The 11,763-nt window shown below is 35.8% G+C and carries 9 protein-coding genes and 1 pseudogene; 5 read left to right on the forward strand and 5 right to left on the reverse strand.

What is annotated here, in order from left to right:
* Positions 1-168: 168 nt before the first annotated feature.
* Positions 169-879, reverse strand: a complete 711-nt coding sequence (locus NFRAN_RS06580; protein ID WP_134483991.1) for a hypothetical protein — start codon at positions 877-879, stop codon at positions 169-171.
* Between the two features lie 202 nt (positions 880-1,081).
* Positions 1,082-1,303, reverse strand: a complete 222-nt coding sequence (locus NFRAN_RS06585) for a hypothetical protein (RefSeq protein ID WP_172602184.1) — start codon at positions 1,301-1,303, stop codon at positions 1,082-1,084.
* A 548-nt stretch (positions 1,304-1,851) separates the two neighbouring features.
* Here NFRAN_RS06585 and NFRAN_RS13755 point away from each other — a divergent pair.
* Positions 1,852-2,019 (forward strand): hypothetical protein, encoded by a 168-nt coding sequence (locus NFRAN_RS13755; protein WP_172602185.1) that lies wholly within the window; start codon positions 1,852-1,854, stop codon positions 2,017-2,019.
* Between the two features lie 420 nt (positions 2,020-2,439).
* Here NFRAN_RS13755 and NFRAN_RS06590 read toward each other — a convergent pair whose 3' ends face one another.
* The gene (locus NFRAN_RS06590) at positions 2,440-2,685 is read right to left on the reverse strand and encodes a hypothetical protein (RefSeq protein WP_134483996.1); all 246 of its coding nucleotides are present in this window, start codon (positions 2,683-2,685) and stop codon (positions 2,440-2,442) included.
* A gap of 620 nt (positions 2,686-3,305) precedes the next feature.
* Here NFRAN_RS06590 and NFRAN_RS13415 point away from each other — a divergent pair.
* The 4 genes and pseudogenes from NFRAN_RS13415 to NFRAN_RS06610 form a co-directional block, all read left to right on the forward strand.
* Positions 3,306-3,572: pseudogene (locus NFRAN_RS13415) on the forward strand (response regulator); the annotation flags it as partial.
* A gap of 284 nt (positions 3,573-3,856) precedes the next feature.
* The gene (locus NFRAN_RS06600) at positions 3,857-4,126 is read left to right on the forward strand and encodes a hypothetical protein (RefSeq protein WP_134484000.1); all 270 of its coding nucleotides are present in this window, start codon (positions 3,857-3,859) and stop codon (positions 4,124-4,126) included.
* A gap of 300 nt (positions 4,127-4,426) precedes the next feature.
* Positions 4,427-6,169, forward strand: a complete 1,743-nt coding sequence (locus NFRAN_RS06605) for a patatin-like phospholipase family protein (protein WP_134484011.1) — start codon at positions 4,427-4,429, stop codon at positions 6,167-6,169.
* 571 nt (positions 6,170-6,740) lie between these two features.
* Positions 6,741-9,113 carry a glycoside hydrolase family 3 protein gene (locus NFRAN_RS06610; RefSeq protein WP_269472338.1) on the forward strand — a complete coding sequence of 791 codons (2,373 nt, stop codon included), beginning with the start codon at positions 6,741-6,743 and terminating at the stop codon, positions 9,111-9,113.
* 797 nt (positions 9,114-9,910) lie between these two features.
* Here the strand turns inward: NFRAN_RS06610 and NFRAN_RS06615 are convergent.
* Both NFRAN_RS06615 and NFRAN_RS06620 read right to left on the reverse strand, forming a co-directional pair.
* Entirely contained in the window at positions 9,911-10,369 is a 459-nt protein-coding gene (locus NFRAN_RS06615; protein WP_134484015.1) for a VOC family protein, read from the reverse strand.
* 677 nt (positions 10,370-11,046) lie between these two features.
* Positions 11,047-11,649 (reverse strand): CHRD domain-containing protein, encoded by a 603-nt coding sequence (locus NFRAN_RS06620; protein ID WP_134484016.1) that lies wholly within the window; start codon positions 11,647-11,649, stop codon positions 11,047-11,049.
* Positions 11,650-11,763: the final 114 nt, after the last annotated feature.

Genomic DNA, 11,763 nt, shown 5'->3' on the forward strand with positions numbered 1-11,763 from the left:
AAAGTATTATACACGAAATTAATTTAATAATTACTTCAGATTTGTTTCGACAATATATTGCATTCCAATACGTAAACTAACTATTAAATAAAGAAAACAAGTCTGATCTCCTGACTGAATATAAAATAACAATTAATTGAAAAAATGGTGAAGATAAGAGGAGCTTATTTACTTCTTTACCAATTCCCTGCCATTTTCATCTGTTATGGATAGAACAGTGCCAAATACTGGTAGCCCTTTAAAGTGGTCCTCTGTTTTGGACGGATCTATGTTGATGTTAAGTATATTGCCATTTTGCAATGTTGCATGTATTGGAACATCGGTCCATTCAACAGATTCATTTGTTGTAAGGTTGGCAGTACCTCTAAACATTGTGGAATTTCCGTTCACTAAAGCAATTTTCGAAGCAGGCTCTCCTGTCATGAAATCCAGCTCTAGTGGTTCAATAGACCCCATTGGCATTCCCGTAGCGTTATCTAATCTTTCAATAGTATGTTTATGAGCTGCAGTTCCATCAACCTGAGTCATCTGAATGTCAACAACAAAGTTTGTCAAATTACCACCAGCTACATTGAATTCCCAATCACCTCCTAGTACCCAGATTGCGTTTTCAGAATCATTATTAGCTCTACCGGCCAGAGTATCTGAAGCTAAACTTGATATTTGACCTTGAGCACGGAATGTATCAATAGTACTTCCTGTAGCGTTGGTTCCGTTACTTTGGGTGCCTATTGTAGTATTAGTATTGCTTGAATTTTGTTGAGCATATACTTCATGTCCTTGAAGACTAGAAGATACTGCCATTGTTGTTATTATCGCAAATGTAGCAATGACAGCAAGGATAGAGATATTGACTTTAGAAAATCGAAGTATATTCATCTAAATTTCATGTATAAAATAATATTTATAGCATCCACATTATTCTAGTGTAGAATCTTGTCTAAAAGCAGTAGTCTTTGCTATTAGGTGATTTAGAGAACAAGACTAATGATAACAAGGCAGTGAACAAGTAATTATTGTTATTATGTACTTATATCATGTTAAAATAGTATTATTACCCGCACCATTGTTGACCGATAATTTACTTACCTTCTGTAAGATGAATTGTTGGTGGAACAAAACCATCATCGGCCCCGATAAAATTCAGGCATGTACTCCTCAGTTCGGGGCCGATTAATCTTATAAAGCCTTTTCGAATTAATGGAAAGATAGTAGATAAATCAAATAATAACGCATCAAAAGTTGTAAGTTCAACTGGGCTAGTCGAAAGAAAGTATGGTAGTACAATATTATTTCTCACCATTTTATTATTATGGATTAGTCTCAAGTTCAGTAGCCAAAGTTATTGAATTCTCTAATAGAACCATTAATTTCAATGGAAATAAAGTATCGTCTCAAATTATTATCTTAATATACAACTGATTATCATTTTTAGAATAAGATAATTATTATTTAATCGTATCTTTAATAGTTTATCGTGCACTAAACAACAGGTCTCAAAGTTTTACTCCCCAAAAACTTGTTTGAGATTTGCATTTTTCTGGAATAGAAGAATGACATCTATCTCTACTCGTATTTATGAGCATTCCAATAATAACATGACTAAATCAAGAAATAGACTTATCATATCATAATAAACATCAAATGAAATAAGATAGTAAAGCAAATTATTTTGTAAGCTAACTTTTACTACAGACGATAATGTCTTGCTTTCCTATACCTGTTTACTATCATTAGCTCACCCATAATGGTAGGAATGTTTCACACGGTCTTAATAGAGAATTTAGATTATAGCCTTTGATTCCAAAATAACGATATTAACATTAAATACTTTATTCTGCAATTTAATATATGAGTATTGAAGGTGAAAATGCAAGTGAAGAGAATGTACAAGACAAGATAGTAGAAAAAATCCACAAAGAAGAAGGTTTAGACGAAGAGGACAACAACTATAACGTAAGTGATACTCAGAGTGATAGCAATCAACATGATGCTGAAAAAGACAATACTGGAACTTAACTTTGGTATCAAGTAGTGTTAATTTATCTACCGTAAATGATCTGTTCAAAAAGTCAAAATCTTTTGTTGTTTCAATCATCTAACCAGAAAGTAGAAAGAAAAATGACAAAGTGAGCGACCTCATTGATTTATGAAATTGATATAGACCTGTATATGATTAAATTTCAAAATTTTCTCTGATTCCTTCAAATTTTGTTTGGATATGCTGTAAATAATTTATTTTACTATATATTCTTTGAATTTATCGGTTTATGTGTAAAAATCATATCTTTCTGGACAAATCTACCAACTATAGAACGAAATTAATGATGCTGCTGTTTTTCAAACCACTAGTAATCATATTCAGGTGTTTCCAATAATAACAAAATTTTCTGTTATTACTCCAAACAGGATAATTTAAACTAAAATAACTAGGGATAATTACTGGCCACTAAGCTTTTCGTCTTTTGCTTCTTGTTCGAGGCATTCTCTCAGCTTGGACAAATGCCTTTGTTTATCTTGCTTAATTTCTTTCCATAAATCTACTAAATTTTGTCTTCCATCACTTTGAGCGTCCTGTATATATTTATCAACTGTAGAGTACAAAAAATCAGCTTCGCGGCCCAGTGCAGATAAGACATTATATGTAGAGTTTGGTATTTGTGTTATTTCACTATTATTCATCATACCTTGAGCAGTGCAAAATAGTATTTAACAAGTAGTATCTTGAACGAAATTTACTATAAGAAATCACCTATTTTAGTAACTATTGCTATTTTATCCATAGTCTTGAGCACTAATATCATGAAGAGTCCTAAAATTAGTAATTCACGTCAAATTTAGATATCTTCGTTGTATAACATGTTATAACAAGATTCATACGATGGCACCAAATAACAAAAACAATAACAGTAACAAAGGTTTAGCGTCAGCAGACGAAGAGACCAGAGAAAGAGTAGTAAGAGAAGGCGGAAAGGTAGACCAAGAGCCTTTCCGTTAATCTAATTATCTTCATCTTGAAAATATTTGATTTAATTTTTATAATATCTCTGAAAATTCATTAAGATATTACTTTCATCTAATGACAATTTATCGAACCAAAAATTCTTTTGGTTAATAGAAGAATCCGTTTTCGTTGGAATTCTAAGCTCAATAATTCATAATCTTAAATACTTTCTATTACCATTGTATGTATGTGCACTCCTCTATCAGTTATGGTAGGGGATGATGAAAAGGAACTAGCTGAACTATTCAGTGTGTCCATAGAGCTCAGTGGGTTTAATTGAGATTACTTCACAGACTCGCAGTTAGCTCTTGATAACTTTACTAAGAATCCTAATAGTTATTGTCTAATTATTGCAGATTTGAGAACGCCAGGTCTTGATGGATTGGAACTTATTAAAAGGATCCGACAATATAATAAGAGGGTAAAGATCATATTAGTCAGTGGATTTTTGGCAGAGGAAAACACAAACAATAATGAGATAAAGGATGTAGGAATCTCTGTTGTTATTGAAAAACCTTTTCACTTTAAAGAATTAAGACCAATAATTAAGAGGGTTTTGGTAGAATAAGTATTTTACCGAGTTAATAATATTAAACCTACTAGGCATTGTTATCCCAAGTATAAATCAACTTTCTGTTGTGATAACCAACAAATAGAATCACCCAGTCCGCACATGTGTATCTTGCAGTTATTTATTCGACATGGAAGGTAATAATCATCAAAACATTCTGCTCTATTCTTTGTGTACTACATTAGCATCATCTTTAACTTTCTTAAGACGCTTAATTACTCTTACTATAATTGGGAAAACCTAATAATTAGTATGCATATGGTAATATGGTAAGATAAATAGTGGAAATTATTTCCATAAATGAAAACTGGATACTCCCATTCGAATCAAGTAATCACAAGGATGAAGAAGATAACTATTACTTATTTAGATTTACAAAGATTATTACCTTGCCAATATTATTGAGACAAATCTATGACTTTATCATAAATGGAAAGATTACACCAATAAGAACTAAGATACTTCGCAAGAAAATAAGTGACAGATATTGGTCCTTTGTAAGTTATTCAGATAAAGACTATATCGGATCGTGGAAAAACTGGAATATATGAGCTATTCTACATTTAGTTATTTGGATCACAAATTGTAACTAATGGTACTTTCCATTTGCCTTAACTTAGTTGAATTATCTCGTTTTTGAAAAAGAGTTAATGAAGGGTATTTGAAGTCAAATATGTTGCACACACTGCTGAATCCACTTTTGCTGTAGAACTTTCTGTGCACGTGTCAATCTACAGGTATGTTATTTGGTAGCAATGTTAGAATTGACAAATTATTAAGGATTGTGTGTATAGATTATAATAAAATATAAGTATTGGCGAGATACCGATAGCTATTCATAGGATGTAGTAATGATGCTTACAACATTAATTCCCCCTAGACAGAGAGCCCTTGTATTTCAAGGGGGCGGAGCATTAGGAGCGTATGAAGCAGGAGCTTACAAAGAAATTTTGGCAAAAATCCAGGAAGAATGTTCACCCCATTCTCAAAATTCCACTACCGTCACCACAAATGAATTTGATATAGTGATAGGAACTTCGATTGGGGCAATCAATGCATCAGTGTTAGTAGGTCATTATCTTAAAAATAACAACAGCTGGGAAGGTTCTGCGGACAAGCTATTGGAATTTTGGAAGGGCTTATCCGATCCAACAATTGCAGAGTTTTTTGCCAAGCACAATCCATTTTTTGATAGATTCTGGACTTTTTGGAATACTGTTAATCCTAACATAGCAAATGCAGATCTTGCAAGAAAATTTTGGTCTGTTTTTGAATTTGCGTTCACTCCTATGGGTGTATCAAACCTTTATACTCCCATACCGCATTGGGGTTCAAAGTTTCTTAATCCCTTTTCAGATCTTTTGCCCTGGTGGAGGTATGATTTTACTAGGCTAAGAAACTATCTTACAAAGTTTATAGACTTTCCAATAAAAACAAGTTTTGAAGAAAATCAACCCCGTTTGATGCTTGTATCGGTAGATGTACAGGATTTTTCTACCCCGGTGATCTTTGACAGCTATGCAAAACTACATAAACCTCAGGATCCACTAGACACCAAAGCAAATTCTCATGATCTTCATTATGATTTACAAGAGGGAAAAGAGAATTTGTGGTTTTCAGAGTACGGCGCAATAACAAATAGACATTTAGTATTCTACGACGGAATAGGCGTAGATCAGGTTCTGGCCAGCGCTTTGGGAAAGTACTCTTTGAATCACCCAACTTTGGAGGATAAGAACACTGGAACAATTAGGGAATTTTGGGATGGTGGTTATCATAGTAACACCCCTTTAAGACAACTTGTAATGGAGCACCGAAAATACTGGAACGAACGACTTAAAAAATTAGAGTTGAAGGAAAAGTCAGAAATCAAAAATGCTCCAGACTTGGAAGTTTATATTGTTAACCTGCATGCATCGATAATGAAATTCATCCCAACTGACAAGGATCTAATTGACGAAAGAGAATCCGATATGATCTTTCATGATAGAACTAAACATGATGAACAAATGGTGTATCTGGTAACAGACTATGTAAATCTTTGTAAAAAATTCATCAATCTTGCTAAAACCAAAGGATTTGTTCAAGATGCTGAGGCCCTGTTAGAGGAGATGGCTCCGTCATCTACTCGGTTTGGAGGTCTTACTAGATATAAAGACATTGTAAATGGACTTGTCATGTTAAGCAAAGTGTGGAGGATAGATAGAATGGGCGAAAAAGTAGATAATTCCACGATATTTGGAAAAACAACTGATTTTACTCAAAGCAGTATCAAAGATTTAATTAATAAAGGAATGGTCGATGCAAAGTTTTCACTTTTGAAACATGAATTGGTTTTTGGCATCGAAGATATGGTACATGAGCAATCTCTCTCTTGGGAAAATGGCCTAAAATTGGCAAAATACATAGCTGAAATAGTTTCACTAGTTCAAAATTATAAGCCAGCAAATGAAATAATTAAAAAGATTCATGAATTAATTTCATTAGTCAACAAATTTGATGATGATGAATTGACGCCATCAAATAAGAAGATCTTGACAAAATATATCGAAGAAATCCTAGAATTGATTCGAATTAATAGCCCAAGTAGGTGAGATTGGTTTAAATGATCAGTTATGACGATAATAATGAATTATGGTATGGTGAAGGGATCCATATTTCCCACATCCTAAATGTTGGATTTTAAATTATCAATCAATAATGATTAGATTAAATTGCCTATCAATATCAATTTCATATAGTCTTCTGTATTTGCGAGGCACTTTCAAGAAGTAGTACTTTACATCCATCTTCTTTTTATCATCGACACTCAAAAGTTTATTGGAATATAATGTTACTATTATATACAAAGCATTTGTTACTTCCTAACATATTTTCAGATAGATAAACAAGAAAGTAGTAACAATATGAAAATAAGGGTTGATAAGGTGATAATAACTGATCTTATAGAAAGAAAATCGTTTGTTGTACAGGTTGCCAATTGTAAATAACTAAGTTTCATAATCAGTTATGATGATATTCTTATGTATATCAAGAATCGTGTAGATAAATAGTTAATAATTAGTAACTGCAGGATATCCTATGACAGAACATCAGGAAGAAAAAACACAGACATCATCGGAGTTATCTACTCCTATGCAACGTGCTGATGAGCTCTTGCGCAAGATGACTGTGGAAGAAAAAGTGATGCAACTATCCTGTGTGTACCCGATGGGTCTTCTTGGTACAGAAGGACCAATACAAAGCCAGCTTGATGCTCAGCTCGGACAAGGTATAGGACATATAGCAGGGTTAGGAACTTTTGGTCACAAATCTCCCCAGAAGATAGCTAAAACGATTAATGCGATACAACGCTATCTTGTTACGCAAACAAGACTAAAGATTCCAGCAATATTTCACAACGAAGCGTTAAATGGTGTAATTTCGCCTTATTTTATGCACTTTCCTACCCCTATCGGGTTGGCGGCTACCTGGGACCCTCAAGCAGTTGAAGAAATGGCAAGAATTATGCGGCACCAAATGCGGTCAGTAGGTATGCTTCAATCCCTGTCGCCAGTTATGGACCTAGCACGAGACGCCCGCTGGGGAAGAGTGCATGAAACTTATGGAGAAGATCCATATTTGGTAAGTGCCATGAGCACAGCCTTTACGCGTGGTATGCAGGGAGACGACCTTCGTGAAGGTGTCTTAGCAACCGCAAAGCACTTTCTTGGATATGCGGTTACAGAAGCAGGTCAGAACATGGCAGCTACGGCGATAAGTGCACGAGAACTTCATGACGTTTACGCTCGCCCATTTGAAAGCGCAATCCGCCTGTGTGGATTAGGTTCGGTTATGGCGTCTTATGCTGAATTCAACGGAATACCGATTCATATTTCACATGACATTTTGACCAAATTGCTACGCGGTCAACTTGGTTTTGCAGGTACTGTTGTATCTGATTATATTGGTGTGGGTTGGGCACAAACCCGACAGCAGGCAGCTGCAAGTGCTGAAGAGGTGGGATCGCTCGCTCTATCTGCTGGCATGGACGTAGAACTTCCAACCGTACATGGTTACGGACAAGTGTTAGCCAAGGCGGTGCGAAATGGGAAGGTCCCTGAATCCCTACTTGATGAATCGGTCCGTCGTGTACTGCGTGACAAATTTGCTTTGGGTCTCTTTGACAACCCATATGTCTCTGAAGATGAGGCTAAGATTGTTAGCATAGCAAAAGAAGGCGCTGAATTATCACTCCGTCTGGCCCAAGAGTCAGTAACTCTATTAAAAAACGAGAATGGGCTTTTACCACTTAGCCGTGACATTGCAAGAATTGCGGTGATTGGACCACATGCAGATAACACACTGGTTGGTTTTCCTGCATATACCTATCCTGCAGCACTACAAATGTTGCGAAGCATGTTTACTGGGGGTGAAACTTCGATGGCTGGAACCGACTCAAGTAATACATGGCTTCCAACCGAAGCCAAAGCCGCAATGAAAACAGAGTTTCAGGACATCATAGATATAGAGATAGAGGAGTATATCAAATCAAATTATCAGGCATTATCTCTCTCTAAAGCGATCAAAAAGCTTTTACCGAAAACCAAGATAACGTCTGTCGTCGGAGCTGGAGTAACGTCATCAGAACCAACAGATATTCAAGCAGCAGTTAAAGCAGCTGAGGATGCCGATGTTGTTATACTCTATGTTGGCGGACAATCCGCATGGTCAGGTAAGAATCGTACCGAGGGAGAAGGCCAAGATTCGGCCAATATCGATCTTCCGTCACAACAAGTAGAATTGATAAAGGCTGTAATTGCCGTAGGTAAACCTACCGTAGCAGTTGTAGCAATGGGCCGTCCACAGGGTCTATCTTCTGTAATCGATTATCTTCCAGCCGTCCTTACTGCCTATTATGGAGGACCGTTTCAGGGGATTGCTATAGCTGATGCACTTTTTGGTGTCATAAATCCTGGAGGAAAGTTGCCTTATACTCTTCCACGTCATGTAGGTCAAGTGCCTATTTATCATAGCCAGAGGGTGGGTAGTGGATACCGACGAACAACCTATGATGTTCATAAGGGCTATGTGGATATGCCTTCTACTCCTTTGTTTGTTTTTGGCCATGGACTTAGCTATACAACTTTTGAATACAGTCCTCTAGAAGTAGAGAACAGTGAAATAGATACGAGAGGTGAGATAAAGTTTTCTGTTACTATTACCAACACTGGTAACCAAATCGGTTCGGAGGTTGTGCAAATTTACATATCTGACACGGCCACTGGCGTAACCCTTCCAGCACAGCAACTTGTCGGCTTTTGTAGGATAACTCTAGAGCCGAGTAGCTCAAAGAAAATCAAATTTAGAATACCGATAGCCCTGCTTGGATATACAGGGCTTTCAGGAAACTTCGTCATTGAGCCAGGTCCAGTAGAGGTAAGTGCAGGTAGTAGCTCCGACGATATACGATCCAGAGCGAAATTCACTATCACAGGAGAATCGCGTACTATTACAGAAACTGATCGTGTATTCTTCTCCGTTACTGAGATGGATTAATAGATCAGAGAAGTCCTTTCTAATCAACTAATTGCTCAAATACCCTTTTTAATCTTCTCAAGTATGTAAACCGCCACCACCTTTTACTATATTTGCAAATAATCCTTACAGATGACCGTAATAATTTTTAATCAGGACATAAAGTACAAATCAGACAATAAAAGGGATAAAACAGAATCCTATTTAAAATAGTTATATCATCACGGATCTTCCACTGCCCAGATCTCAATATCATGAAAACACGATTAGGATTTAGATATAACTGATTTCTTGTATTTTAACAAATTCATGAAATAATCATCGAGTTAATTTAAAATTTAGTAGATGACTTCACGATTATTTAGCATGTGTTTGACCTATTCCCAGTATCTTAGGTTATTTTATTTTAACCAATGGTGTTTGAAATCATTATCATACTAAACCCATAACTACCTGACATGTGAACAAATCCCAAAATATCTCCTCCATTGTAAACATGGGTTATGACGTAGTCTTTTTAAATCTGTAGCGGATAACAAATTTAGCTTATACCCTCTAAACAAACAACAACTAATACTATTATCTAGACATGAGCTTATGTGGAATATTCAAATGGGTTTTACCAATCAAAAAACGGATTCAGTTACCAACCAACTAGAAGATGCAGACAAAATTTAAAGACCACGTATTACTATTTTGTGTCCAATCTAGGTAGGAACGTGGTCAACAGTCACTATCCAGCATACACTACATAATTTTTCTATTCAAATTTAAACCACCTGAGATTTGATCAGCGTTCTTGGGATTGAGTGTTTAAATTATTGTCTTTGCTGTTGTTGTTTGAGATAATCTTGTGCACGTCTTTCAAGTTCATCCTTAGCTAAATCTTCTTTATGGGTTGCAATAAACCAATGATTTCCAACTGGATCCTTTACACCACAATTACGATCTCCATAGAATTGGTCTTTTGGTTCCATCAAAGATGTAGCTTCAGCCTCTAGAGCCCTCTTGTATATCGTATCGCAGTCCTCCACGTATAGGTAGATAGTAGAAGGCATCGCTTTCCACACATATTGACTGGCATCACCAATCATGATTACAGAGTCACCAATTCTTACTTTAGCATGTCCAATACTTCCATCAGACATTGAAAACCGTTCAGTTTCTTTTGCGCCAAAGGCCTGTTTCATGAAATCAATTAATTTTTCAGCACCGTCGACAACAAAGTATGCTGTCACTGCATGGTAGCCTTCGGGTATTGGTTTGACATAACTCATTAGTTGAAATCAGTTAACTGGGTTCTTAAACCTATACCCAAATGACTAGAAGCTGTAATAACATTTAGAGACTAGGAAATAAATCATGATATTCTAATTTTGTAGACTACCTCACTTGAAAAGTCATTTTCGAAGGTATGACTTGATCCTATGAAATGAATTGTATGATCTCTTGGTGATAGCGGCTTTAAGAATACCCAACTGCCATCTGATACTCTTGAGTTGTTTAATCTCCTAATGTCAATCAAGTAGCTGACATGACTTCCCATACTTCCCTAGTTATCTAAATTCAACAGTATAGAACTAATTTATTAATAGATTTATTTCACTACACTTGGTCTCATATTATAACTAAGCCATGAAGTTTTTCTGCGAGTCGCACTCCTGTCACTCAATAAAGTTTAAACCCATGATTACCTGACATGTGAACAAAGCCCATCCCATCCCTTTCTAATGACCTTGACAAGAATAAGATTCCCTGTTTTTATGACAAGGGTTAGAGTCTCAAACTTCGTCTGGTTTGAAAGATATAACAACATAGCAGCAGGATATATGTATTATAAGTAACACCTCTTGCTAATGTAATAATATTCAGACTTTGAATGAAGTTTTAGTTAAAATATATGCTATATTAAAAATACATCTACAAATCAGGTTCATACAAAAAAATAGGATTATTATTGTTCTTCTGTATCCTCCTGTAATTCCTCGCTAATTATCTGTCCGCGTATCTCTCCATTAGGATTTTGCTCTGTGTGTATATTAGCATAGGTATTTCCATCATTAAAAGCGTCTATTAGGTCAGAAATTTGCATTCCTTCAAGAGGACCGGAAAGATCATCTGAAGTAATTGTTCCACTTTCTGAAACTTCATCTTGGGGAGAATCAAATTCAAACAAAGTGGCCACTACCGGTCCATTCTGGCCTTCAATTCCAAAATGAATGTGTCCTGCTGTTGCTGCTTCTATGTCATCAGCAGCAATAGTATAATCAACGCTGTCTCCATCGTCGGACAGACTAAAATCTGCAATTCCAGCTGCTGATGTATTTACAGGTGGAACCTCTTGATCACCTGAAAGTACAGTACTATATTCTACATTACTGAGACTATCGTTATTGTTGTCATTACCATTATTATTGTCGTTGTCATTTGAATCGGTGTCGTTTCCCTGAGCAAAAGATTGGGATATTGCAACGGAGGATCCTATTCCAAACACTGACAATACCAATATGGCTATTATTGATGATACAAGGAATGGTTTTGTATTTCTTTTTTTCATTAGAATATACTGAAAGAATGTAATATATAACTACATATCAAAATATAGAAAATGTTAAGATCATCACCGTTCTTGCAATCTAGTTCACGGACGGATTTCTAAAAGCGTCTTGTT

The organism is Candidatus Nitrosocosmicus franklandus, from assembly GCF_900696045.1.
Classification (GTDB): Archaea; Thermoproteota; Nitrososphaeria; order Nitrososphaerales; family Nitrososphaeraceae; genus Nitrosocosmicus; species Nitrosocosmicus franklandus_A.

What these genes read in the sequence shown, in the direction of transcription:
- NFRAN_RS06580 (WP_134483991.1), bottom strand. Translation starts at nt 879, where the DNA reads ATGAATATACTTCGATTTTCTAAAGTCAATATCTCTATCCTTGCTGTC.
- NFRAN_RS06585 (WP_172602184.1), bottom strand. Translation starts at nt 1,303, where the DNA reads ATGGTGAGAAATAATATTGTACTACCATACTTTCTTTCGACTAGCCCA.
- NFRAN_RS13755 (WP_172602185.1), top strand. Translation starts at nt 1,852, where the DNA reads ATGAGTATTGAAGGTGAAAATGCAAGTGAAGAGAATGTACAAGACAAG.
- NFRAN_RS06590 (WP_134483996.1), bottom strand. Translation starts at nt 2,685, where the DNA reads ATGATGAATAATAGTGAAATAACACAAATACCAAACTCTACATATAAT.
- NFRAN_RS06605 (WP_134484011.1), top strand. Translation starts at nt 4,427, where the DNA reads ATGATGCTTACAACATTAATTCCCCCTAGACAGAGAGCCCTTGTATTT.
- NFRAN_RS06610 (WP_269472338.1), top strand. Translation starts at nt 6,741, where the DNA reads ATGACTGTGGAAGAAAAAGTGATGCAACTATCCTGTGTGTACCCGATG.
- NFRAN_RS06615 (WP_134484015.1), bottom strand. Translation starts at nt 10,369, where the DNA reads ATGAGTTATGTCAAACCAATACCCGAAGGCTACCATGCAGTGACAGCA.
- NFRAN_RS06620 (WP_134484016.1), bottom strand. Translation starts at nt 11,649, where the DNA reads ATGAAAAAAAGAAATACAAAACCATTCCTTGTATCATCAATAATAGCC.